20 protein-coding genes and 1 pseudogene are annotated in these 26,762 nt (G+C 31.4%); 7 read left to right on the top strand and 14 right to left on the bottom strand.

Annotated features, from left to right (window positions below; genetic code table 11):
- Positions 1 to 90: 90 nt before the first annotated feature.
- From PK35_RS07350 to PK35_RS07330, 5 genes are all read left to right on the top strand, one after another.
- Positions 91 to 6,327 (top strand): hybrid non-ribosomal peptide synthetase/type I polyketide synthase, encoded by a 6,237-nt coding sequence (locus PK35_RS07350; RefSeq protein ID WP_052825918.1) that lies wholly within the window; start codon positions 91 to 93, stop codon positions 6,325 to 6,327.
- Between the two features lie 65 nt (positions 6,328 to 6,392).
- A complete protein-coding gene (locus PK35_RS07345) occupies positions 6,393 to 10,415 on the top strand; it encodes a non-ribosomal peptide synthetase (RefSeq protein ID WP_044626034.1) in 4,023 nt (1,340 codons plus the stop codon).
- Positions 10,381 to 11,181, top strand: coding sequence for a 4'-phosphopantetheinyl transferase family protein (locus tag PK35_RS07340; protein ID WP_044626033.1), 801 nt, complete (start codon positions 10,381 to 10,383; stop codon positions 11,179 to 11,181). Before PK35_RS07345 ends, PK35_RS07340 begins: the two co-directional genes overlap by 35 nt.
- A gap of 164 nt (positions 11,182 to 11,345) precedes the next feature.
- Positions 11,346 to 12,473, top strand: a complete 1,128-nt coding sequence (gene gmd, locus PK35_RS07335; protein ID WP_044626032.1) for a GDP-mannose 4,6-dehydratase — start codon at positions 11,346 to 11,348, stop codon at positions 12,471 to 12,473.
- Positions 12,474 to 12,527: 54 nt separating this feature from the next.
- A complete protein-coding gene (locus PK35_RS07330) occupies positions 12,528 to 13,610 on the top strand; it encodes a GDP-L-fucose synthase family protein (RefSeq protein ID WP_044626031.1) in 1,083 nt (360 codons plus the stop codon).
- An 85-nt stretch (positions 13,611 to 13,695) separates the two neighbouring features.
- Here the strand turns inward: PK35_RS07330 and hisS are convergent, their stop codons facing one another.
- From hisS to rpsF, 5 genes are all read right to left on the bottom strand, one after another.
- On the bottom strand, positions 13,696 to 15,363 hold the full coding sequence (hisS, locus tag PK35_RS07325; RefSeq protein WP_044626030.1) for a histidine--tRNA ligase: 1,668 nt from the start codon (positions 15,361 to 15,363) through the stop codon (positions 13,696 to 13,698).
- A 111-nt stretch (positions 15,364 to 15,474) separates the two neighbouring features.
- Positions 15,475 to 15,945: a DUF6495 family protein gene (locus PK35_RS07320; RefSeq protein ID WP_044626029.1), complete on the bottom strand. Its 471-nt coding sequence runs from the start codon at positions 15,943 to 15,945 to the stop codon at positions 15,475 to 15,477.
- Between the two features lie 214 nt (positions 15,946 to 16,159).
- On the bottom strand, positions 16,160 to 16,603 hold the full coding sequence (gene rplI, locus PK35_RS07315) for a 50S ribosomal protein L9 (protein WP_044626028.1): 444 nt from the start codon (positions 16,601 to 16,603) through the stop codon (positions 16,160 to 16,162).
- A 13-nt stretch (positions 16,604 to 16,616) separates the two neighbouring features.
- Positions 16,617 to 16,916, bottom strand: coding sequence for a 30S ribosomal protein S18 (gene rpsR / locus PK35_RS07310; protein WP_042245715.1), 300 nt, complete (start codon positions 16,914 to 16,916; stop codon positions 16,617 to 16,619).
- A 3-nt stretch (positions 16,917 to 16,919) separates the two neighbouring features.
- The gene (gene rpsF, locus PK35_RS07305) at positions 16,920 to 17,258 is read right to left on the bottom strand and encodes a 30S ribosomal protein S6 (protein WP_044626027.1); all 339 of its coding nucleotides are present in this window, start codon (positions 17,256 to 17,258) and stop codon (positions 16,920 to 16,922) included.
- Positions 17,259 to 17,465: 207 nt separating this feature from the next.
- On the opposite strand from rpsF, the gene PK35_RS07300 reads away from it, so the two are divergent.
- Complete coding sequence (locus PK35_RS07300; protein WP_044626026.1) at positions 17,466 to 18,161, top strand: LytR/AlgR family response regulator transcription factor; 696 nt, start codon at positions 17,466 to 17,468, stop codon at positions 18,159 to 18,161.
- 119 nt (positions 18,162 to 18,280) lie between these two features.
- Here PK35_RS07300 and priA read toward each other — a convergent pair whose 3' ends face one another.
- From priA to nadC, 7 genes and pseudogenes are all read right to left on the bottom strand, one after another.
- On the bottom strand, positions 18,281 to 20,734 hold the full coding sequence (priA, locus tag PK35_RS07295) for a replication restart helicase PriA (protein ID WP_044626025.1): 2,454 nt from the start codon (positions 20,732 to 20,734) through the stop codon (positions 18,281 to 18,283).
- Positions 20,735 to 20,781: 47 nt separating this feature from the next.
- A complete protein-coding gene (locus PK35_RS07290) occupies positions 20,782 to 21,687 on the bottom strand; it encodes a tetratricopeptide repeat protein (RefSeq protein WP_044626024.1) in 906 nt (301 codons plus the stop codon).
- A gap of 13 nt (positions 21,688 to 21,700) precedes the next feature.
- Positions 21,701 to 22,132: a hypothetical protein gene (locus tag PK35_RS07285; RefSeq protein ID WP_044626023.1), complete on the bottom strand. Its 432-nt coding sequence runs from the start codon at positions 22,130 to 22,132 to the stop codon at positions 21,701 to 21,703.
- A 136-nt stretch (positions 22,133 to 22,268) separates the two neighbouring features.
- A pseudogene (locus PK35_RS17510) lies at positions 22,269 to 22,443 on the bottom strand (YhjD/YihY/BrkB family envelope integrity protein); the annotation flags it as partial.
- Positions 22,444 to 22,732: 289 nt separating this feature from the next.
- The gene (locus PK35_RS07280) at positions 22,733 to 22,999 is read right to left on the bottom strand and encodes a hypothetical protein (RefSeq protein WP_044626022.1); all 267 of its coding nucleotides are present in this window, start codon (positions 22,997 to 22,999) and stop codon (positions 22,733 to 22,735) included.
- Positions 23,000 to 23,451: 452 nt separating this feature from the next.
- Positions 23,452 to 24,393, bottom strand: a complete 942-nt coding sequence (locus PK35_RS07275) for a YihY/virulence factor BrkB family protein (protein ID WP_044626021.1) — start codon at positions 24,391 to 24,393, stop codon at positions 23,452 to 23,454.
- A 95-nt stretch (positions 24,394 to 24,488) separates the two neighbouring features.
- Positions 24,489 to 25,349 carry a carboxylating nicotinate-nucleotide diphosphorylase gene (gene nadC, locus PK35_RS07270; protein WP_044626020.1) on the bottom strand — a complete coding sequence of 287 codons (861 nt, stop codon included), beginning with the start codon at positions 25,347 to 25,349 and terminating at the stop codon, positions 24,489 to 24,491.
- 129 nt (positions 25,350 to 25,478) lie between these two features.
- Between nadC and rlmH the strand changes: the two genes are divergently transcribed.
- Positions 25,479 to 25,952, top strand: coding sequence for a 23S rRNA (pseudouridine(1915)-N(3))-methyltransferase RlmH (gene rlmH, locus PK35_RS07265; RefSeq protein ID WP_044626019.1), 474 nt, complete (start codon positions 25,479 to 25,481; stop codon positions 25,950 to 25,952).
- Here the strand turns inward: rlmH and PK35_RS07260 are convergent.
- Together PK35_RS07260 and PK35_RS07255 are read right to left on the bottom strand one after the other, a co-directional pair.
- On the bottom strand, positions 25,949 to 26,248 hold the full coding sequence (locus PK35_RS07260) for an HPF/RaiA family ribosome-associated protein (RefSeq protein ID WP_044626018.1): 300 nt from the start codon (positions 26,246 to 26,248) through the stop codon (positions 25,949 to 25,951). The genes rlmH and PK35_RS07260 overlap by 4 nt on opposite strands.
- Positions 26,249 to 26,345: 97 nt before the next feature.
- Complete coding sequence (locus tag PK35_RS07255) at positions 26,346 to 26,762, bottom strand: response regulator (RefSeq protein WP_044626017.1); 417 nt, start codon at positions 26,760 to 26,762, stop codon at positions 26,346 to 26,348.

Here is a 26,762-nt window from a genome sequence, read left to right as displayed (position 1 = left end):
ACAACAAATTTTAACCCATTTGCAGGCCCAGAAATCGAAAAAGTAATTACGCCTACTAAAGCTCAATCAGAGATTTTAGTAGATTGTGCTTTGGGCGGAAATGATGCCAGTAGAGCTTATAACATTTCTTATTCTTTAAAATTAGGAGGAGGTGAACTAAATGATTTTGCGCTTAATCAATCGTTAAATACAATTGTATTAAGGCATGAATCTATGCGAGCTTGTTTTAGCGACGATGGTAATTTTATGACCATTTTCAAAAATATTAGTTTCGAAACAACCACTCATGATTTATCAAATTTTGATAAGGTTGAAAAAGAAAATCAACAAGATCTTTTAATTAAAAATGACGCCAATTTTATTTTTAATTTAACTCATGGTCCCTTATTTAAGTTTAGTTTAATAAAATTAAGTACCGAAGAACATGTACTTATTACTACTTTTCATCACGCCATAAGCGATGGCTTATCAGTCGATCAATTTTTTAAAGAATTAGCGGTTTGCTATAATGCTTACTCTATAAACGAATTGCCACCATTAAACCAAGCTTTAAGTTATAGCGAATTTGCAAAAAGAGAAAACGAAGTTAACCATAATGACGAACAATATTGGTTGAACCTTTATAAAGATTTTGTTCCAAATATAGAACTTCCATTAGATTTTGAAAGACCGCAAATTAGAACATACAATAATAACGTTTACAATTATAAGTTAAACAGCACTCTATTTAACGATTTAAAACAATTAGGTGTAAAAGCTGGTTCGAGTTTAGTAGTAACATTTATGAGTGCCTTCGAACTGTTTTTAAAACAAATCATTCAACAAAACGATTTAGTAATTGGCCTTAACACTTCCAGACATATATATCATGACATGGCTGGCTTAATTGGTCATGGTGTTAACCTATTACCTATAAAATCTGTTATAGACGATAACTTAAATTTTAACCAGTATCTAAAAATTAGAAAAACGGAAATATTAGATGCGTTTGAACACCAATCTGTAAGCTTCGGACAGTTATTACAAAAGTTACCAATTACTACCAATATATCTAAGGTTCCTTTGGTGCCGTTTGTTTTAAACATTGAGTTTAACAATAATTTACAAAACCTGTTTTCATTTAATGGTTTAAACCACGAAATTATACTTAATCATAGAGATTTTGCAACTTTCGAAATTGAAATACAGGCTCTAATGAATAACGATGGTCCTAATTTAATTGTAAATTATAATACCACGCTATTTAAATTAGATACTATAAAAAATCTTTTAGAGGAATTTGAAAATATATTAAAGCGCTTAGTTGAAAACCCTTTACAACCTATAAACAAATTAATAAGTAATAATTTAATTGATCCTTATAATAAATTAAACAATACAAAGGTAGATTTCCCTCAAAAATGCCTTCATAATTTAATATTTGAGCAATCACAAAATACTCCAAATCATTTAGCTCTAGAATTTAATGAGGTTAAATTAACATATAAAGAGTTATTTGAGCAGGCTACTAAATTTGCTCATTTTTTACAAAGTAAATCTGTAAAAAAAGGTGATTTAATTGCGGTTTCTCTAAATAGAAGCCCAGAATTAGTTCCCATTTTAATTGCTATTTTGCAATGTGGAGCCGCCTATGTTCCTCTCGACCCTAAATTTCCGCAATCTCGTTTGGAATTTATGATTGAAGATTCTGAAGCAAAATTTTTAATAACAAATAAAAACATAGATGCTTCATTTTCGAAGAATACAGAAAAACTTTTAATAGAAGAAATACTTGAGGATTGTAAAAACGCACCAACTACACCTGTAACCTCACCAGTAAGTAAAAATGATTTGGCATATGTACTGTACACCTCAGGTTCTACAGGAAAACCTAAAGGTGTAAAAGTCACTCATAAAAACTTGGTTAATTTTTTAAATTCTATGGCAAAACGGCCAGGAATTACAACCAAAGATAGGGTTCTATCTATTACAACTATTTCGTTTGATATTGCAGGATTAGAATTATTTTTACCGTTAACACAGGGTGCCACACTAGTCCTTACCAACGATACCATTGCAAGTGACGGATGGAAATTGTTAAACTTAATTAAAACAAAATCAATAACTTATTTGCAAGCCACGCCTACAACATGGCAAATGCTAATAGATTCGGACTGGACAACCCCCTTACCTATTAAAGCTTTATGTGGCGGTGAGCCCATGCCCTTAAACTTGGCAAAACAGCTAACAGAAAAATGCATAGAGCTATGGAATATGTATGGCCCAACCGAGACCACTATTTGGTCGACCATTAAAAAAGTTGAAAAAAACGCAAATAACATTACCATAGGTAAACCTATTGATAATACAAGAATTTATATTTTAAACGAACAAAATAACCTAGTTAAATCTGGTGAAATTGGTGAAATTTGTATTGCTGGTGATGGTGTTTCTAATGGTTATTTAAAACGTCCAGATTTAACTTCAAGTAAATTTTTTACAGCGAACATTACCGAGAACCTACCTGAACTAATTTATAAAACTGGTGATTTAGGTAAATTACTACCTCATGGAGAAATTTTATGTTTAGGTCGTGCTGATAATCAAGTAAAATTAAGAGGCCATAGAATTGAATTAGGTGAAATAGAATCTACCCTAAACGCTTTATCAAATATTAAACAATCGGCTGTTGTAATTAACAATTCTGGTATAGAGCCAAAAATTGTAGCTTATCTAACATCAAAAAACAACTTTCAAGATACAAAAGCGGTAAAACAAAGTTTAAGATCCATTTTACCAGAAATTTTAGTCCCAAAAACATATATGTGGCTAAAAGAATTTCCTCAAACTCCAAATGGTAAAATCGATAAAAAACAACTCCCTGAACCCGTATTACAAAGAGCTACAGCTAATCAAGTTATAAAAAAGCCAAATACCGAACTTGAAAAAGAATTATCAGATGTTTGGAGTGAATTTTTAGGTTTAGATACTATTGGATTAGAAGAAAACTTCTTTGAAATTGGTGGTTCTTCCATTTTAGCTCAGAAAGTAATTTCTGAATTAAGAAAAAAATTAAAAACGGACATACCTTTAATTAAGTTATTTCAGTTTCCAACTATTGCGCAATTTTCAGAGTATTTAAAATTAGATACAAACGCAAACAATGAATTCTCATTAAAGGAAGAAACTCAATCTAATTCAAATAAAGATATAGCAATTATCGGTGTTTCTGGAAGATTTCCTGGTGCAGAAACGTTAGAGGAATTTTGGGAAATATTAAAAAATGGTGAAGAATCCATTTCATTTTTCTCAGATGAAGACTTAGATATTAGCATACCTAATCAAGAAAAGGATAAAGCGAATTATGTAAAAGCTCGAGGTATTTTAAAAGATGCTAAAAGCTTCGATGCTAACTTTTTTGGTTTAAACCCGATGGTGGCAAAAACCATGGATCCTCAACAACGTATATTTTTAGAAATAGCCTACGAAGCTCTAGAACAATCGGGGCAATTAACAAACAAAAACAATATTGTTGGAGTTTATGCCGGTTGCGATAACACTTCTTATCATACTAATAATATCTTATCAAATAGTGACATTGTTAATCAAGTAGGTAGTTATCAAGTTTATATTACAAATTCTAAAGATTTTATTGCGCCAAGAGTTGCCTATCATTTAAATTTAAAAGGTCCTGCTGTTAGTGTGCATTCGGCATGTTCAACGGCACTTTTAGCTGTTGCCGAAGGTGTTAAAGCAATTCGGGCTGGACAATGTAATGTGGCTTTAGCTGGAGCATCAAGTATTTCTGCTCCTATAAAAAGAGGTCATCTATACGAAGAAGGTTCAATTTTTAGTCCAGATGGACATTGCCGATCTTTTGATGCCAAAGGTCAAGGTACTATTTTTAGCGATGGTGCAGGTGTTTTTGTTTTAAAAAGTTTAGAGGAAGCCGAAAAAGATGGCGATTTTATCTATGCTGTTATTAAAGGTATTGGAATAAATAACGACGGAGCCAATAAAGGTAGTTTTACTGCGCCTAGTTCAGAAGGTCAAGCAGGAGCTATAATGAATGCATTAAATGATGCCCAAGTTTTACCAAATTCAATTGAATATGTTGAAGCTCATGGTACGGCAACACCCATTGGAGATCCTATTGAAGTTGAGGGTTTAAAAATGGCGTATGGGAAACAAAAAAACCTTCAATATTGTGCTATTGGTTCTGTTAAAAGTAATATTGGCCATACTGGTGCTGCTGCAGGTGCTGCTGGTTTAATTAAAACACTTTTAGCTCTCAAAAACAAAAAAATTCCCCCAATTGTTGGTTTTAATAATCCAAATCCTAATATCGATTTTGAAAATAGTCCTTTTTTCGTTAACAATAAATTAATCGATTGGAGTACTAATAATATTAGACGAGCGGGAATAAGCTCTTTTGGGGTTGGCGGCACGAATGTCCATATCATTTTAGATGAATATACAATGCCAGAACCGCATACTAATACTACTAACCCCTATCAAATACTAAAATGGTCTGCCAAATCAGAGTTTAGTCTTAATAATTATCAAAATAAATTAAATAGTTATTTAAATTCTTTAAGCACCAATAACCTAGAAAACATTAGTTATACCCTTAATACAACACGACATAATTACAAACATCGCGGGTTTATAGTTATAAATAATAATGACGTTGAAACTGATTTAACCACTTATAATTTCGATACCGCAAAAACTTCAAACTTAAATAATATACCAAAAGAGGTAGGTTTTCTTTTTCCAGGGCAAGGATCTCAATTCCTTTATATGGGTAAAGTGCTTTATGAAAATGAAGAAGTATATCGCCATGCTATAGATACTTGTTCAGAAATCTTAAAGCAACACCTAAACCTTGATATTAGAACTATTATATTTCCCGAATCGGATACTCAAAATAACCATGATTTATTAAAAAACACGTTATATACGCAGCCAGCCTTATTTATTACTGAGTATGCATTGGCTAAATTATGGATGAGCTGGGGCATTACACCATCGCTATTTTGTGGCCATAGCATTGGTGAGTTAGTAGCCGCCCACTTATCTGGTATTTTTAACTTAGAAGATGCATTATTTATTATAAGTAAAAGAGGCCAATTGATAAGCGAGTTAGAACAAGGAAGTATGATGTCTATAAGGCTTAGTGAGCAAGAATTAAGTTCATTGCTACCTAAAAACTTATCAATTGCAGCAGTAAACGCTAAACAAATGTGTGTTGTTTCTGGAAGAATTAATGATATTGAAGACGTCGCAAAAATTGCAGAAGCTAAAAACATTCCGCACAAACTTATTCTTACGAGTCATGCGTTCCATTCTTCTATGATGGAACCTATGTTAAAAGATTTTAAAAAAGCATTTCAAAATATAAAATTAAACACTCCTAATACCCCCATTATATCGACAGTAACAGGCAAATTATTATTGGATACTGAAGCCACAGATGTCATGTACTGGGTTAATCATGTTAAAAATACCGTAAGGTTCGCAGATGCCATTTCGACTATATTAGATATGGACAAATTTGTATTGTTAGAATCTGGCCCAGGGAAGTCGTTAGTAAGTTTAACACATTTGCAAGCAGCTGGAATAAAGCCTATAACGGCATTACAAAGTTTATCTATTAAGAAGCATGGTTCTGAAGATGACACCTATAAAACTATGTATAATGCCCTAGGAGAACTATGGTTACATGGTATAAATCCTGATTGGGATAAACTTTATAAACATGCACCTAAAAAACATGTTAGTTTACCCAATTACGCATTCGACAAACAAGAATATTGGGTTGAACCTAACATACCGAAAACAACTATTTCAAATTCAGTTAACCTCACAAATGAAAAAGTAAATAAAAGCAAGGTAAATTTAAATGGTAATGTAAACAATACGAATTCAAAAGAAAATTCTGCTTTAAAAACAAAATTAACTACTTTAATTTCTGAAGTTTCAGGAATTCAATACGATCAGGATATTTCAACTTTGTCGTTTTTACAATTAGGATTAGAATCTTTATCGCTAACGCAATTAGCATCAAAACTTAGAGATGAATTTAACATTGAAATTTCTTTTAGAAAATTAACTGAAGAATTATTAAATTTAAATCAACTGGCTAAATTTATCTCTGAAAACAATAATAATCCAAACCATACAAACAACGGTACGTCAATACAATTGAATATTAATAAATTTTCAATTAAACCAAGCAATGCACCAAGTAAAGACGCTAAACTTGGTAGAGATAAAATAGGAAATCCTGCTTGGTTTGTACCAGATAATAATAATCAAGGCAATTTTATAAAAATAAATTTTTAACAAAAATTAACATTTTATTACGTTAAATATCAATACTTTAACTGATTCCAGCTATTAACCAAGTAATGAGTAAATTAACCGACATACCAAAAAACACCGCATTCAACCCCTTTTATGGCCCTGAAATTGAGCATGTTATTAAAACAACTAAAGCTCAATTTGAAATTTTATTAGATTGCAAATTAGGTGGTGATGATGCAAAAAAAGCCTTTAATATTCCGTGCACCTTAAAATTTAATGGACAATTAAATGTTGATGCCTTAAATCTTGCTGTTAAAACTTTAATAAAACGCCATGAATCGTTAAGATCTAGTTTTAGCGAAAACGGCGAGTATATGAATATCTTTACAGATATTGACTTCGAAATTAATTATGATGACCTTTCGAGTTTACCTTCAACCGAAGCCCAGGAAATTATTGATGAAAAAATTAAAAATAATGCCGATTTTTTATTCGATATAATTCACGGTCCATTGTTTAATATTAATTTATTAAAAAGTAACACCTCAGAATATTATCTACTAATCAATTTTTTCCATGGCATTTGTGATGGACTATCTGTTGATAGTTTTTTAAGAGAACTTAGTTTATGTTATTCGGCATATACCTTAAACAAAGAGCCAGAACTCCCTGAAATTAAACCGTATAGCGAATTTGCCATAAAAGAAAATCTATTTTTAAATAGTGATGCTTTTAATAAATCGGAAGCGTTTTGGCTAAACATGTATCAAAACTCCATCCCAGAGGTTAACTTACCTCTTGATTTTGACCGTCCTAAAATTAGAACATATAACAACGGGATTTTACACCATAAACTTAAACCAAGTACATTAGAAAAATTAAAAGAAGTTGGTATACAAAATGGGGCTAGTTTAGTAACTACCTTTTTAAGTGCTTTCGAAATTTTTCTAAATCAATTAACCAAACAAAACGATTTAGTTGTTGGTTTAAGCACATCACGACAAGCCGAATATAACATGATAGGTATGATTGGCCATACCGCCAATGTTCTGCCATTAAGAAGTAAAATTGATAAAACAGTATCCTTTAATGAATATTTAAATAGCAAAAAAACTAGCCTTTACGATGCTTACGAAAATCAAGGTATTAGTTTTGGCCATTTACTTCAAAAGCTTAAAGTTCCTCGTGATTTTTCAAGAATTCCTTTAGTTCCTGTAATGGTTAATATTGAGCTGAATAACGGACTAGAAGGAACGTTTTCTTTTGAAGGAGTAAAACATGAATTGTTAAAAACATATAGAAATTACGCCACTTTTGAAATTGAATTACAAGCTCACCTCCTTAAAGATGGGCCTAATTTAGGTGTAAATTTTAATACATCCTTATTTAAGCCGAGTAGTATTAAAAACATGATGGGTAACTTTGAAGTTTTAATCAACAATTTAATTGAAGCACCAGATGTACCATTAAACCAAATATTTGAAAATAAAAACTCCGATAAATATAATTTATTAAATAATACGCAATCGGCTTTTCCAAACCTTTTGCTTCATGAATTATTTGATAACCAAGCAAACAAAACACCAAATAATTTAGCTTTTACTTTTAAAGAAAATAGCTTTAAATACAGTGAATTATCTGTAAAGACCAATCAAATTGCGCATTATTTAGTTACTCAAAATGTTGAGCCAGGTGATACAATTGCTGTATCATTATCACGTTGTCCAGAACTAGTTCCCATACTTCTTGCTATTTTGCAATGTGGAGCAACCTACGTGCCATTAGACCCCAATTTCCCGAAATCGCGATTAGATTTTATGTTAGAAGATTGTGGTGCAAAGTACCTTATTACTGCAAGTAATTTAGAAAACGCATTTTCAGATGAACAACCAAAGCTGATTATAGACAATTTATTTAATACTGTCCAAAGTTTTCCTGAAACAAAATTAAACTTAAGCCTAAGTCAAGAAACAATAGCTTATATACTTTACACTTCAGGTTCTACGGGTAAACCTAAAGGCGTATCTGTAACTCATAAAAATTTAGTTAACTTTTTAACAAGTATGGCTAAAGAACCAGGTATAACCGAAACAGACACGCTTTTATCTATAACAACAATGTCTTTCGATATAGCCGGACTAGAATTATTTTTACCATTAATTAATGGAGCTACCTTACACCTAGCTGATGACGACACAGCCAAAGACGGACGTTTATTATTAGAATTATTACAAAACAATAACATCTCTATTCTACAGGCCACCCCTACAACGTGGCAAATGCTTATAGATGTAGGATGGAAAGAGTACATCCCCTTAAAAGTATTGTGCGGAGGTGAGGCGCTTCCATTAAGCTTAGCGACTAAATTATTAAATTTATGTGACGAGCTTTGGAATATGTATGGCCCAACTGAAACCACTATTTGGTCTTCAACGAAACAAATTAAATTAAACGACGACCTAATAACCATTGGTAAACCCATTGACAACACTCAAATTTACATTTTAAATGAAAATTTAGAACTTGTATCCCCTGGTGAAATTGGAGAAATAACTATAGCTGGCGATGGCGTAGCTTTAGGCTACCTTAATAGACCTGAGCTAACTGCCGAAAAATTTGTTAAAAACCCTTTTTCGACTAATATAGCCAATAACCCTATCCTGTATCGCACTGGAGATTTAGGAAAACTACTTCCTAATGGAGAATTACAATGCCTAGGAAGGTCCGATCAGCAGGTTAAAATTAGAGGTTTCAGAATTGAATTAGGAGAAATTGAACAAGCTTTAACTTTAACCAACGAAATTCAATCTGCAGCAGTAATTGCCCAAAACAATAAATTAATAGCCTATATTGTTTTAGAAAAAGGACTAACTCCTGGTGATATTAAAATAAGCGATATTAAAAATGAAATGGCCGATAATTTGCCAGATTATTTTATGCCTCAAGAATTTAATATTTTAGACAATCTTCCAAAAACCTTAAATGGTAAAATTGATAGGAAAGCGCTACATAAACCAGAAACCGAAAAAATTCCTGAAACGACCTTTACTGGGCCACGCACAAAAGCAGAAAAAATTGTTAGTAGTATTTGGCAAAACTGTTTAAACATTCCGAAAATAGACATTTTTAGTGATTTCTTTGAATTAGGAGGACAATCTATTATAGCGGTTAAGGTTATGACCCTTTTAGAAGAAGAAACAGGAAAACGATTACCGTTAGCGTCGCTTTTTAGTCATCCAACAATTGAAAAGCTCGCCCTTTTATTAGATATGGATAACCGTTTTATAACTTGGGATTCGCTAGTACCTATAAAAAAAGGTGGAAGTAAAACACCATTATATATCGTACATGGAGCAGGCATGAATGTTTTAATTTTTAATGCACTTGCTAAAAACTTAGATGACGACCAGCCTGTATTTGCTTTGCAAGCCAAAGGATTAAATGGTATAGATAAACCTCATGAATCTGTTCCAGAAATGGCAGCCCATTATATAGAGGCTATTTTAAAACAAAATCCAAATGGTGCATTTGCATTAGCTGGTTACTCTTTTGGTGGCATTATAGCTTATGAGATGGCTAAACAATTACAAAAAAAAGGTAAACGCCTAACAATGCTCGCAATGTTAGATACTTATGTATCTCCTGCATATAATTACAAATCTCGATTTAGAAAAAAAATTGCGGCTTTAAATTACAGAGTTAAAAGTAATTTCTATGTATTATCCCAAATGATTACCAGTTGGGAACATAGCAAAATTAGAATTAATAGTAAGAAAAGAGCATTTAAAAACTTAATGTTAAGATTAAAATACGGTAAAGAAAAACAACACGAAACTGTTAATAATCAACCTTATCTTTTAGATAAAATGAATATGGAAGCGATTAGAAAATATAAAATAGAACCTGGCGATTTTAAAGTTGATTTGTTTAGAGTTGAGGATTCTAGTTATTACATGCACGATCGGGAGTTCCTTGGATGGAATAAAATAGCACGAAAAGGGGTTGAAGTTCATAACATTCCGGGAGATCATGTACAGCTTTTTTCTCCTCCAAACGATAAAAAATCAGCGCTTATTTTACAAAATATACTAGATGAAAGAGACGCCGAACAATTTTCTGCAATTTAGTACTGTTGAAAGTTTAAGGGAGGAAAATATTTTTCATTTCGAGCGTTTTATAAACCCTTCGAATATTCTAATATTTAAATTCAATATTACTAATTATGCTAATGCCATAAATAATTTATCTGTTTTTTTAAACAATGATGAGCTCATTAGAGCAAATAAATTTTATAAGAAAGAAGACAGATTAAGTTTTATTGTTTGTAGAAGTTTTTTAAAATTACTACTAGCTGTTTATACAAAATCATTACCCAAAAACATTAATTTTAGTTTTTTTAAAAATAAAAAACCTTTTTTAAAATCACATCCAAAAGTATGTTTTAACTTAAGTCATTCACATCAAATTGGACTAATTGCAATTGCCAATATTCCAGTTGGTATCGATATTGAATTTAAAAATAAATCTTATGATGTTCTAGAATCTATGTCGACAGTTTTTGGTAAAAACGAAATTAACTATGTTCATAATTCAGTAAAACCTACTGAAACATTTTTTAAACTATGGACTAGAAAAGAAGCTCTCGTTAAAACAACTGGCCAAGGTATTGATAGTAATTTTATTGATATTCCATGTTTAGATGGCTATCACCACATAAATTCAACAAAGCCGCTTTTCAATAAAAACTATAACATTAAGAATTTTTATATAACTAATGATTACGTTTGTGCTATTTCAAACGAAACAGATAGTCTCTCAAAACCTAATTTGATATTATTTTCGTTACCTCAAGAATATAAATTATTAGAATCACTATTTTCAATTTCAAGCTAATTTAACCCTACAACAACTAAGAAATAATACAAGTAATCCATTTTTTTAACCTTTTAGCTAAAGCTTATTTCGTAAACTAATTAATTATGTTAATTTTATTTTAAAAAAGCTATTAACAAAACAATTTTAAAGAAAAAATTTAAAACCTATACATTTATCAATATATGAAAGTCGCTTTAATTACAGGAATAACAGGTCAAGACGGATCTTACTTAGCAGAATTATTATTAGAAAAAGGTTACATGGTTCATGGTATAAAAAGAAGATCCTCTCTTTTTAATACCGATAGAATAGATCACTTATACCAAGATCCTCACGATCCTAACCAAAGATTAAAACTACACTATGGAGATTTAACAGATTCAATGAATCTTACCAGAATTATTCAAGAATGTCAACCAGACGAAATTTATAATTTAGGCGCTATGTCTCACGTAAAAGTATCGTTCGATTCTCCCGAATATGTTGGTAATGTTGATGGTTTAGGAACTTTAAGAATTTTAGAAGCCATTCGTATTTTAGGTTTAGAAAAGAAAACTAGAGTTTATCAAGCTTCCACATCTGAATTATACGGAGGTTTACCAGAAAATAAAAATGAAAAAGGGTTTTATGATGAAAACTCACCATTTTACCCGCGATCGCCGTACGGAGTTGCTAAAATTTATGGGTTTTGGATAACAAAAAACTACCGTGAAGCGTACAACATTTATGCTTGTAATGGTATTTTATTTAATCACGAATCACCAAGACGTGGTGAAACATTTGTTACCAGAAAAATTACACGTGCCGTTGCCAAAATTGCTTTAGGCCTACAAGAAAAGATATATTTAGGAAATCTTGAAGCAAAACGCGATTGGGGTCATGCTAAAGATTATGTTAGAATGATGTGGATGATTCTTCAAGCCGATAAGGCCGAAGATTGGGTAATTGCAACTGGAGTTACAACTACAGTACGCGATTTTGTTCGTATGGCATTTCTTGAGGTAGGTATAGAACTAGAATTTAAAGGTTCTGGCGTAGACGAAAAAGCTTTTGTAAAAGCTTGCACTAATAAAGACTATCAATTAGAAATTGGCAAGGAAATACTTTCTGTCGATCCAACATATTTCCGTCCTACTGAAGTTGATTTATTAATTGGAGACCCAAGTAAAGCGAAAGAAAAATTAGGTTGGATTCCTGAGTATGATTTAGAAGGATTGGTGAAAGATATGATGCAATCTGATATTAAACTAATGAAAAAAGATGTTGACTTACTAAAAGCAGGACATAAAATTTTAAAGCAACTTGAATAAACGGTTGTGAATTTTCAATTGCAATCATATTATTAATAAGTAAGTAAACATTATATGGAAAAAAATTCCAAAATCTATATTGCAGGTCATCGTGGTTTAGTAGGTAGTGCTATTTTAAAAAACTTAAAAGCCAAAGGATATAGTAATTTTGTTACCCGAACACATAAGGAGCTAGATTTAACCGATACAACAGCTGTTGCAACATTTTTTAAAACTGAAAAACCAGAATATGTTTTTCTAGCAGCCGCTAAGGTAGGAGGCATTGTGGCTAACAATGTATATAGAGCCGATTTTATTTACGAAAATTTAAGTATTCAAAATAATGTAATCCATCAAAGCTATTTACATGGTGTAAAAAAGCTTATGTTTTTAGGAAGTACTTGTATTTATCCTAAAAATTGTCCGCAACCAATGAAAGAAGATTATTTACTTACGGATACATTAGAATATACAAATGAGCCTTACGCCATTGCAAAAATAGCGGGCATTAAAATGTGTGAAAGCTATAATTTACAGTATAGCACCAATTTTATCTCGGTTATGCCTACAAACTTGTATGGACCAAACGATAATTTCGATTTGGAAAAATCGCATGTTTTACCAGCTTTAATTAGAAAAATGCATCTTGGAAAAGCGTTATTTAATAATGATTTTAACGCCATTAAAGATGATTTAAATAAAATGCCAATTGAAGGAATTAGCGGAGAAGCTTCAGAAACAGACATTTTAAATATTCTAAACAAATATGGTATAAAACAGAATAATGAAACCGTACAATTAGAGGTTTGGGGTAGCGGAAACCCTATGCGTGAATTTTTATGGAGTGAAGATATGGCGGACGCTTGCGTTTTTTTAATGGAAAACAGAAATTTTAGTGATTGTTTTGATGCCACCAGTAAAGAAGTACGAAATACACATATTAACATTGGCACAGGAAAAGACATTAGTATTAAAGCTTTAGCAGAACTAATAAAATCAATTATTGGGTTTGAAGGAGAACTTTACTTTAACACTGAAAAGCCAGATGGCACCATGAAAAAACTAACCGATCCATCAAAACTTCACAACCTAGGTTGGAAACACAAAATAGAACTTGAAGACGGTATTAAAACAGTTTATGACTGGTTTGTAAATTAGTCATAAGTATATATAATATAATTAAACAAAAAAAGCACTAAAAAATTAATTTTAGTGCTTTTTTTATTATTCTAAATTTTACTTACTATTTAATCTGTTTTATTAATTCATCTATTGTTACCTTAAACTGCTCTCCAGTTATCATGTGCTTTAAAGTATAAGTTTCCGAGGCTATTTCTTCTTCGCCTACAAGCACAACGTATGGAATATTTCTGCGGTTGGCGTGCGTCATCTGCTTTTTCATTTTGGCAGCATCAGGATATAATTCGGCGTTTATACCATCAATTCTTAGCTTTTTAATAGCTTTCAAACTAAATAAAGCTTCCTTGTCGCCAAAGTTTATAAACAATACGTCTACGTTGTTATTAACGGTTTCGGGGAATAAATCAAGTTCTTCTAAAACCAAATAAATTCTATCCAACCCAAAGCTAATCCCAACACCACTCATATTTTTTAACCCAAAAATGCCCGTTAAATCGTCGTAACGACCACCGCCACCAATGGATCCCATGTTTACACCATCTGGTGCCGACACTTCAAATATAGCGCCAGTGTAATAGTTAAGACCACGTGCCAAAGTAACATCTAATTGTAATGTAGCTGTGGAAAGACCTAGTTCTTTAACAGCCGCATCAATAAATGCTAATTCTTCAATGCCTTTTTTACCATCTTCAGAAGTAGATAAAATAGATTTTAAAGTTTCAATTTGATCTTCAAACGAACCCGATAATGTAAATAAAGGCTGTAACTTCTCGATACCTTCATCAGAAATACCTTTTGAGCGCATTTCATCTTTTACCTTCTCCTCTCCTATTTTATCAAGCTTATCTAAAGCCACTGTAAAATCGATTAGCTTATCGCTAGCTCCAATTACGTCGGCAATTCCCGATAAAATTTTACGGTTGTTAATTTTTATGGTAACACCTTTAAGGTTTAATTTAGAGAAAACCGCATCGTAAAGTTGAATAAACTCAACTTCTTGCCACAAACTTGTACTGCCAACCACATCGGCATCACATTGATAAAATTCTCTAAAACGTCCTTTTTGAGGTCTATCGGCACGCCAAACTGGTTGAATTTGGTAACGTTTAAACGGAAACTCTATTTCGTTTTGGTGTTGTACCACATAACGCGCAAAAGGAACAGTTAAATCGTAACGTAGTGCTTTTTCGGAAATATCATTAGCTATCTTTGTAGAGCTTAATTTTACAAACCATTGAGCAACGAATAAATTAAACAGTTTTTCAAAAACAGCTTCTACAAAATTCGCAAAGGCGCCATCATCCCAATTTCTTCCAACAAAGTGATTATTAATATAGTCCTTTACAGGTTCTCGAAGTCTACTTAGACAGGCCTTATTTATAACCTCAATATCATTCTGGTCAAGATAAATATACTTAGATTCCTTAAAATTAACACCGATAAAGATATCATCAGTATCTATATTCTCCGAAACATTTAGATTTTGATCTCCACAAAATTCTCTAGACACCCTCTTTAAGTCATAGGAAATACTTTGTTTTACTTTCGACAAGTAATCCCCAGAATTTAAAATTTTAAAAATCAATCTATCACCTTCATCACCATATTTTCCCATTAAAGTATCTGAGTTTTCAAAACTTGGCGTTTCAATAGGTTGAAATCCAAAGGTTTCAAATGCACCTCGAATGGTATTAAAAATATAGTTGCGTTTGGCGACTTCTTGCGGATCAAAATCTCGGGTTCCTTTTGGTATACTTGGTTTTTGGGCCATATTTAATTCCCCATGAAAATGGGGATCTATTTATTAGTTTCCGTACTTATTTTAAAAAACAAAAATAACAGTTTTAATTGAAAAGATTCCTGCCTACGCAGGAATGACTAATTAATTTATCAACTTATTAAAATAGCTGTAAAGTTCACCTTTAGTTATAACCGCACCTTGCTCAATCATTTTAAACTTATCGGCATTTTTATCGTCGGTATAATCTTTATCGGCTTGTAAAAACTCTACGCTATCGTCCATTAAATGCTCACGAAGCCAGTCATAGCCTTCTTGTGTTGTAATATCGATATTTTCGTTTTTTACGTTCACAACTATGGCATGCATTTTATCTTCTTTTAAATGAAACAAATACATGTGTTGTGGTGCAAAATGTTCTAAAAATTCAGCTTTATTTAAAACACCTTCCCAAATTAAATCGCTAAACACGTCTAGTTCGGTTTCGGCTAATTCTGGTTTATTCACTTTTAAGTTTTCCCATTCGTCGTGTGTTATACTTTGGGTTGCCAAAAAGTTTATAAATTCTTGGTGTAATTCTTCAAACTGCTCTTTAGTTAATCTTCTATATTTCATATTTTATAATAGCATTCTCGAACTCTTTAATTTTTATATCGGTTTTTGGTATTTATTGACTAAAAAAGTTATGAAAATAATACTTGCTTATAAAAATGTTCGTCAAATTTGGAGCGCAAATTTAAGCATATAAGGTATTAATCGAAAAATATAAGCATAAAAAAACCACCCGTAACAGAGTGGTTTAATTTTATACTAAGCTTTTGGCTTGTTGTTATGCTTGTGCAATAACTTCAAAAGGTAAATCTACAATTACATCTCTGTGTAAACGTACACTAGCGTTGTATTTACCTAAACGCTTAACTGTAGTTACAGTAATGAATTTTTTCTCGATGTTTTGACCTTCTTTTTCTAAAGCTTCGGCAACATCAATATTGTTAACCGAACCAAAAAGTTTATCTCCAGCACCAACTTTTGCTGCAATTTTTACTTCTAAAGCTTTTAACGCTTCTGCAATAGCATTAGCATCATCAACAATTTTCTTTTCTTTAAAAGCTCTTTGCTTTAAGTTTTCAGCTAATACTTTTTTAGCAGACACAGTTGCTAAAATAGCTTTTCCTGTAGGAATTAAAAAGTTTCTACCGTAACCGTTCTTTACTGTTACAACATCGTCTTTAAATCCTAAATTCTCAACGTCTTGTTTTAATATAAGTTCCATTGTTATCGGTATTTTATTTTAATAAATCTGCTACGTAAGGCATTAAAGCTAAATGACGCGCTCTTTTTACAGCAACAGATACTTTTCTTTGGTATTTTAAAGAAGTTCCTGTTAAACGACGTGGTAAAATTTTACCTTGCTCGTTTACAAACTTTAATAAGAAATCTGGATCTTTATAATCGATATATTTAATACCAGATTTTTTGAAACGACAATATTTCTTTTGTTTGTTTGTTTCAATATTTAATGGTGTTAAATATCTAATTTCACCATCTTTTTTTCCTTTAGATTGTTGTTCTATAGATGTTGCCATGATTTACGCTTTTACTTTTAGTTTTTCTCTTCTACGTTCTGCCCAAGCTACCGCGTGCTTATCTAACTTTACAGTTAAATAACGCATAAAACGCTCGTCGCGTCTAAACTCTAATTCAAGAGTAGTAATAACTTCTCCTGGTACAGTGTACTCAAATAAATGGTAAAAGCCACTTTTTTTGTTTTGAATTGGGTAAGCTAATTTTTTTAAGCCCCAATCTTCTTTTGATATCATCTTAGCACCGTTAGAAACAAGAAAATCTTCGTATTTCTTTACTGTTTCCTTTATCTGATCTTCAGATAAAACGGGATTTAAGATGAAAACAGTTTCATAATGATTCATAAATATATTTTTTAAAAATTAAAAATTGGCTGCAAAAATAAATAATATTTGTATATTAGACAACTATTCTCTCTTTTATATTGCAAAAAGTAACAAAACCCAATTGTTAAAAAAATGTTAAAAACCACATTTCACCGATGATTTTTGGTTTTTAGCGGAATTTATTGTAATATTGTCGATATCTTAACCGAAATAATTTAAAATGTTATGACTTTAAACTGTGTAGTAGTAGATGATTCAGCAATACAACGTCTTTCTATTGTAAAGCTAGTAGAAAATCATCCGTCACTTAATTTAATTGCTGAATACAGCAGTGCTCTTGAAACAAAAAATGGTTTAAACACGCATCAAGTCGATTTAATTTTCCTTGATATCGAAATGCCTGTTTTAAACGGATTTGAATTGTTAGACGTATTAAACAAAAAACCTCAAATTATTTTTGTAACTGGTAAAACCGAATATGCTTTTAAAGCATTTAACTACGATGCTACCGATTATTTACATAAACCAATTACGAGAGAACGTTTTAACACCTCAGTTGATAAAGCTATTGAGCAACATAGATTGACTTTAGACTTTAATGAAGAAGAAGGTGAACATATTTTTGTAAAAAGTAACCTTAAAAAACGTAAAGTTTATATTAAAGACATTAAGTGGATTGAAGCCCTTGGTGATTATGTAAAACTTGTAACCGAAGAAAACAGCTTAGTGGTTTTATCTACAATGAAATCGTTTGAAGCAGAATTACCTGAAGGTAAGTTTTTAAGAATTCATAAATCGTATATTGTTAATTTAGATAAAATTGACAGATTTAACAGTAAAAATGTTGAAGTTGGTGCTTACGAAATTCCGTTAAGCCGAAACAAAAAAACACAACTTGTTGATGCTTTAAATAATATTTAGAAGCTTAGCTTCTGAAGCTGAACTCGTTTTCAGCTACTCATAATATTTAATTAAGTCCTGACTTTCGTCTGGATTAGTTTAACAAACATGTTTTATTTAGGTATAAAACATAAGTTTCACTAAAAGTTATCGACATTTAGAATTACTCTAACCGACCGAAAATCTTTTATACTCTGGAAGCTATTATTTATCTTAATAATAGCTTCTTTTGTTTTTTGTAACGACTGCTGTTTAGGTATTTTTATTAAAATGTTCTTATGAAACTGATTACGAATTCTAGCCACAGGTGGCGCTTCTGGCCCCAAAACATTGTTTTTAAAAACTTGCCTTAACGATTTAGCAAACCAAATTGATGCTGTTTCTACCTTATTAAAATCTTTATGTTTTAATGTTATTTTTATTTGTTTGTAAACGGGTGGATATTTAAAATTAAAACGCTCGTCCATTTGTTCCTTAAACATTTCAGCATAGTTATTTGTTGAAACCTGCTGTAATATTTTGTGATGCGGATTATAGGTTTGTATAAGTACCTTACCACGTTCTTTTGTTCTACCAGCCCTACCCGATACTTGTTGCATAAGCTGAAAACTACGCTCATGCGCTCTAAAATCGGGAAAGTTAAGCATACTATCGGCATTCATTATACCCACAAGTTTAATATTTCTAAAATCTAAACCTTTGGTTAACATTTGCGTGCCTACTAAAATATCTATTTCTTGTTGTTCTAGCGCTGTAATTATTTTTTGATATCCGTATTTTCCGCGTGTGGTATCTAAGTCCATTCGCGCCACTTTATAATCTGGAAATAGTATTTTTACCTCTTCCTCAATTTGCTGCGTTCCAAAACCTTTACTATCCAACTCTGGGCTACCACATGCCATACAGTTTTTTACCATGGTGGTGTTATAGCCACAATAATGGCATCGCAATTGATTTCTGTATTGATGAAACGTTAAACTTACATCGCAATTTGGGCATTGTGGCGAATTACCACAGGTATTACACTCTATAATTGGCGAAAATCCACGACGGTTTTGAAACAAAATAACTTGGTAGCCCTCGCTTAAAGCTTCGCTCATTTCTTCTATTAACCGGTCGCTAAAATGTCCTTTCATTAGCTTTTTTTTGCGTTTATCTTGCACGTCAACCAATTCTATATCTGGCATAAGCACATTATTAAATCGCTGAAAAAGCTCTACCAAACCGTATTTATTTTGTTTAGCATTATAATAACTCTCTAAACTTGGGGTGGCCGATCCTAAAAGGACTTTTGCCTTATGTAAATTTGCTAAAACCACAGCCGTATCTCGCGCTTGATATCGTGGCGCAGGATCGAATTGTTTAAAGGATTGCTCATGTTCTTCATCTACAATTATTAATCCTAAATTATCAAAAGGCATAAAAATAGACGACCGCGCTCCTAAAACTATCTGTGCTTTTTTAGAATTGCTTAAAACATTATTCCAAACCTCAACGCGTTCGTGCGTTGAATATTTTGAGTGAAAAACCGCCACGCGCTCTCCGAAATAACTCTGTAAACGGTTTACCAATTGCGTGGTTAAAGCTATTTCGGGCAACAAATACAATACTTGCTGCTTTTTGCTTAAAGCATCTTCTATTAATTTAACATAAATCTCGGTTTTACCAGAAGATGTTACACCGTGCAAAAGCGTTACATTTTGAGTTTTAAACGATTCTACTATTTCATTATATGCTGTATTTTGATGCGTGTTAAGCTGTTTACTAGCTTCAGTTTGTTCTCCCGAATAGGTAACGCGATCGGTTTGAATGTGATAGACCTCAAATATTTCTTTGTCTATTAAAGTTTTTATAATACTTGATGACGCATCAATAGCACTCGACAAATCCGATACTTTTACGGGTTTTTTAGTTTTGGCTGCCAAAGAAAACAAACTTAAAACAACTTCTTTTTGCTTATGAGCTCTTCCTAAATCTTCTAATAATCCTTGAAGCGCTTCATCTGAATTGTATTTTGAATGCAACCTTACATATCGAACTAGTTTAGGAATATACTTCTCATAAACTTCTTCTTCTACTTTAATTGCTTCTTTTTCAATTAACGCTTTTATTACCGGCAGTACATTTTTCTTATTTAAAATATTAGAAACATCATGAATTTTTAAAGATGATTGATGATGAAGCGCTTCGTAAATTAAAAACTCATCATCTTTAAGCATTGATTCATCAATGGTTTTTTGATTGTTTTTTGAAATTAATGTCTCGCTTTCTAAAATAAATGCACTTGGCAAAGCAGCACGCATTATATCTCCTAACGTACACATATAATAATTAGCAATCCATTGCCAAAGTTGCAACTGTTTTGTATTTACAATGGGACTGCCATCTAAAATTTGATGAATTTCCTTGGCTTCATAGGCAGTTGGAGCTTCGGTATGAATCCGGTAAACAATACCTGTATAAATTTTACTTTTACCAAACGGAACTGCTACCCGAACACCTACTTGCAAAAAATCTGCTTCAGCGGATGAAATACTGTAAGTAAACAGTTTTTGCAACGGAATGGGTATAATGACATCAACAAAATTTGGCATACCCAAAGGTAATAGTGTTTATAATAAAAACCTATTTTATTATGACACTAATCATCTAACTTAAAAAGAGAACGCAATTTCTTTTTAGACACTGAATCTTTAGATTTTTCCCTGACTTTTGCAGATGATTGTTCGGGTAATGTTACATTTTTGCTTGAAGCATTGTTTACCCTTCTACTAACTGCGGAGGTTTGGTCGTTTTCAGTCTCAGTTGCAACAGAATTTTTATTAGTCTCAGATGAAAAAGGAATATATTTTCCACCGCTTTTTTTTACCGCAATAGCTTTTAGAAGACCAACTTTGTGATCATAAACATTTAAAAATAGCTTATCGTAAATCTCTATAGCCTTATTAAACTGCTTTTGGTCTTCATATATCTGAGCTAAAAGTAATTTTTGATCGCGAGCTCCTTTGTCATTTTTACCTGAATAATCCAACTCGATGCTTTTAAATAAATCTTTTTTTGCGTTTTCTAAATCATCCAATCTATAGTGTAGTTGAGCACGCTGAAAATAAGAAATGTATGAGGGGTGCATAGCAACATATTCATTTTGTTTTTGTAGTTGGGAAGCATCGGAAGTTAGTCTCGCTTTTTCCTTCACCAATTCAATACCTCTATTAATTGTACTAAAATAAATATCGCAGTTATAGATTAGTTCATATTTAAATTGCGCCTTTAATTCCCTTCTTTTTACTTGCCCCTTGGAAAATTTAACGGTTACATTTTCATCATTAAACTCAGAGTCAATCAAACTGGCATACGATACTAAACTGGCATTAAAACAATCTTCATAAACATTGTCAATTGTTTTAAGGTTTACACCCTTTTCTTGCATGCATTGACAGATATCACCTTTAAAATTTTCAGCATAATCTTGAGAATTGACAACAAAGGAAATAAACAAGATTGTAATTGAAAATAAAGGCTTAATTATTATTTTAGAGTCTTTCATTTCATATTCTTTTTTAATCTTCCTCTTCTTCTTTTGTTCCTAAAATGGATGTTTTTACATAATCACCACAAAACTTCAGCGCTTTTTTCGCCCTGTTTAAGTTTAAGGTTGCTTTGGCTTGTTTCATAAATGAAGCATCAGCTATATCATCAACAATATCGGGCACAACATCCCATAGGCTATCAATATCTTGTTCAGCCCTTTCCATCAATTCATCCTCAAGCTCGACAGGAATTTCAACTCCAGCTCTTGTAAGACTATCATAAACAAAAACCTTGTTATATAGGCTAAAGGTTTTTTCTACAAAGTGATCGGTACTTTTAATTTTCGATTCTCGTCTTGGAGGTTGTAATCTGTTCTCTTGAGAAAAAGTATTTGCTGGAAGGAAAAATAAAAATGCTAAAACTAATATCAGAATAGGACTTTTGGTTGAGGGATTACGCATAAATAATTGGTTGTTAAGGTTAATAGCTAATCTAAATGATTAATGAAAATAGATAAAAGGAAATTTGCTAACAACTACAACCGATGAAATGTATTTTTTTTAGCTAAAGAGTGATGGAAAAACCATAAGAATTATCCTAAATACCCGAATCTTCTTTAGGATATTTTCTTAAAAAATGAAGTGAGGCGTTAAGCTCATAACCAAGCAGTAAAATATTGGCATTCAACCATAAATAAAATAACAAAATCAATAATGCTCCTATAGAACCGTAAAGTTTGTTATACTGACTTTAATTTTTCGATATAAACTCCCTATAAAACCTAAAATATTTTAAAGAAAAAAGACTGCCATTCTTATGCAGTCTTAAATCATAAAATATATCAATTTAAAATTTATTCAATTAATCAGCTTAAATAAACAACAGCATTATTGCTATTAAGCAAAAAAACAACACTTAAAAAATGCTAAAGTTAATACATATTAAAGAATTATTAACCTGAACATTTCTTTAGGTATTTAGAACCTTTAGAATTGACTGTTCTACCTTAACATATTAAAGCTGTGGAAAAGAAAAATAGTTTTATAAAGGCCGCTTTTAAATTAATCTTCACAGCTACTTTCAAAAGCATCTATATAATCTTGAATATCTTCTGAAATAGAAGAACAAGAACCTTTAAGTTTATTAAGTTCCCTTATTAATTCCTCGCAAGTATAATCATCGTCATTATCGCTTAACCTTGCTAATTTATTTAAACAACTTAAGCCATCTAAGGTGTCTTTTGCTTCTTCGACTTCAGAACAATTAGTAAAAACTAGCATAGCTACTACAACAATTGATAACGTAATTTTTTTTCTCATGTTTTTCATTTTTAATATAAATTAATCACTAAAAACTATCAATTACTGCACTCTTATCAATTCAAAATAACACTAAATTTCATAAAATATATGACAACATCAAATTGGATTTCATTTAATCCTTTTAATAAAATTATGTATCTATATTTTTCAGTTTTTTAAAGTGTGTTTCATAAAATAAAATGAATTTAGCTCTGTAAATAGAATAACTTAAAAAATAAGTTCAACTTTCATTTTTTTTTAAATCCTGACTAACTTAAATGGTTAATTAATAGCATGATAAATATAAATATTTACTTTTACGCGTAATGTCATATTAACGAGTTTATCTTACATTTTATAGACTAAAAAACATAAAAGAACATGTAAAATCAAAAAGTTGCTCCATGCTTTTAAAACTAAGTTGTGATTTTTAGGTAACCTATTAATCTTTCTTATTTATAAATTTTAAAGAAACCTAATTAGGACGTCTTCTTTAACTTATTTAACGACGCATTAAGTTCGTAGCCAAGTAATAAAATATTAGCATTTAACCACAAATAGAAAAGTAAAATTAATAATGCCCCAATAGATCCGTAAAGTTTATTGTACTGACTAAAATTTTCGATATAAACTCCAAATAAAAAAGAAGTAAGCATTATTAAAACGGTGGTAAATAAGGCTCCTACCGAGAAAAATTTTGATTGTTTGCCCTCGTGTGTTCCAAAATAATACAAAGTAGATGTTGCTATATAAACCATTAAAACAAAGAAAGTGTATTTTACAACGTTGGCCCAAAACACGCCATTTACGTCTACCTCTAGTCTACTTTCTTTTAAGGCATCGACCAAACCTTGTACGATATAAATTTGAAAATATCCTAAAACGGCAATGGTTAAAATAAGTAAAAAAGCCAAAATTAAAGCAATGCCTAAGGCATACATGTACTGCCTAAATACGTTACGGGTTAACTGTTCGTGATACGAATTTTCAAAACCCGAAAACACGGCATTTACCCCGTTTGCCATTAATAACAACGACAACACAAAAACTGATGATAATAAACCGCCGCGTTGCGAATTATCGATATTCTCGAAAATATTAGTAAAGAAAAAATCGGATGTTGTTGGTGGTAAAAACGATTCTAAAAAACGTAAAAATTCTATTTTAAAATCGTCTATTGGTATATACGGAATAATAATGAGTACAAACAATAAAAACGGAAACAAAGCCGTAAAAAAGCTAAAGGCTATGGCACTTGCACGTGTTGTTAAAGCTCCTTTTACAATGCCTGTAATGTAAAGTTCTATTAAATCGTAAAATGAAAGGCCAACTAGTCCTGGCAATTTAATTTTTTTTAAAAACCTAACTAAGACATTTATAATTGGTATTTTATTTAATTTGTCTTCAATAGGTTTACTCATTTATACGTCGCATTAATTTATTACAAAGTTAATAAAAGTATACGTTGAAGCACCTTCAAAAAAAAAAAACAAACAAACCTAATTTTTACCAAATGCTATTTTACCGCTTTTAGGCTTAAATCCATATTGTAAACCGAATGCGTTAATGCTCCACTAGAAATGTAGTTTACACCGCACTCGGCATAAAACCTAATAGTAGCTTCATTAATGTTTCCAGACGATTCTGTTAAGCATTTATTACCAATTAACTTTACGGCTTTACGAGTATCTTCGTAGTCGAAATTATCGAGCATAATACGATAAATACCATCATTTTGTAAAATTTCTTCAACTTCGGTTAAGTTTCTAGCCTCAACCATTATTTGCAGGTCTTTACCCGTTTCTTTTAGGTAATTTTTAGTCATTTCGATGGCTTTGGTAATACCTCCTGCAAAATCAATATGATTATCTTTAAGCATAATCATATCGTATAGTGCAAACCTATGGTTTTCGCCACCACCAATTTTTACAGCCCATTTTTCTAACACGCGAATACCTGGTGTTGTTTTACGAGTATCTAAAATTTTTGTGCCAGTACCTTCAATTAAATCGACAAACATTTTTGTTTTAGTAGCTATAGCACTCATACGTTGCATGGCATTTAAAACGGTACGTTCGGCTTTTAAAATAGATTGCGAAGGTCCTTCAACATACATAACAACATCACCAAATGATACTTCGGTACCATCTTCAATTTTTACATCAAGACGCAAATTTTTATCAACATAAGCAAATACTTTTTTGGCAAAATTTACACCGCCAATAATACCTTTATCTTTTACTAATAGTTTTGCACGTCCGCGGGCATTCTCTGGTATACAGGCTAAAGAACTATGATCGCCATCGCCAACATCTTCTCTAATGGCATTAGCAATTATCATTTTAACTTCTGTATCGAACTGCTCTTGTGTAATCATGTTTTTGTAGTTAGTTTTGAACAAAAATAAAAAATTGCGCGACTTTATTAAATTTTACTTTTATGAATTTGGTATTAATGTGGAATTTAAATTCATTATTCATAATTTCGTACTATAACTTTTACATTTATGACGATTACGCTTCTTGCCATTGGAAAAACCGACAGCAAACCCTTACTTTCTTTAATTGCAGAATATGAAAAGCGATTGGGGTTTTATGTAAAATTTAATTTTGAAATTATTCCAGATATAAAAAACGTAAAAAATTTAAGTGAAACACAACAAAAACAAAAGGAAGGTGAACTCATTTTGAATAAAATTAACAATACAGACGTTTTAATTTTACTTGATGAAAACGGCAAACAATTTGATTCTGTAAATTTTGCCAATTACTTACAAAAACATATGAATTCGGGTATAAAGCAACTTGTTTTTGTTATTGGAGGTCCTTATGGGTTTTCTGAAGATGTTTATAAAAAAGCAAATGGGAAAATATCACTATCTAAAATGACATTTTCCCACCAAATGATTCGCTTATTTTTTATTGAACAATTATATAGGGGATTCACTATTTTACGTAACGAACCCTACCACCATCGCTAGTGCACGTTAAAAATATGTTTTCTTTTTTTTATTTGGCGCTCTAATTCGCTAATAGTTTCCCTAATTGAAACCTCAAAATTATGTGTGTTAGATGTAGCAAAAAGTCGCGGTCCCGGTAAACTCAATTCTATATTGCAAATTTTACCTTTATTAAAATCTTTTTCGTCTTGTTTAAAATGCACCTCGGCACTTATTAAAAACTCGTATTTATTCGATAAATTTAATAGCTTATCTGTTGTGAAATTTGATAAGGTTTCGCTAGTATCTAGCCCTACGTACTGAATATTTACTGTCATATTTGTTATAGTTTACATGGTTTGCATATTGTAAATATAACGCTTTAACAACTTTTATTTTGTGATAAAAATCATAAAACCAAAAAGATTGTAACCATTAAATATTCCCGTTATCATTTAATTTTTTAAATATGGCTGTAAGTTCGCCACGTTTAATAGGTTTAATAATATAATCGGATATGTCGCTAATACTTTTTGCTTTTTCTAAATCGTAAGGATCTACAGATGAAGACACCATATAAATGGTAATACGTTTACCTACTTTGGGTTTAATTTTTACGTACTCCTCCATAAATTGAAAACCATCCATTATAGGCATATTAATATCTAAAAGAATAACATCAGGAAGTTGGCTAGAATTATCGAGGTTCTCTATTAAATAGTTAAATGCTTCTTCACCATCATAAAACGCTAAAATGTTTTTGTTAAAATTGATAGTTTCTAAAGCTTTTGCTACTGTAAATTGATACACCTCATCGTCATCAACTATGCAAATATTTAAATTGCTATTCAT

It is taken from the genome of Neotamlana nanhaiensis (genome assembly GCF_000943555.1).
GTDB lineage: Bacteria > Bacteroidota > Bacteroidia > Flavobacteriales > Flavobacteriaceae > Neotamlana > Neotamlana nanhaiensis.
Note: the sequence above shows the minus strand (reverse complement) of the source record. Positions and strands in the feature narration are given on the sequence as shown.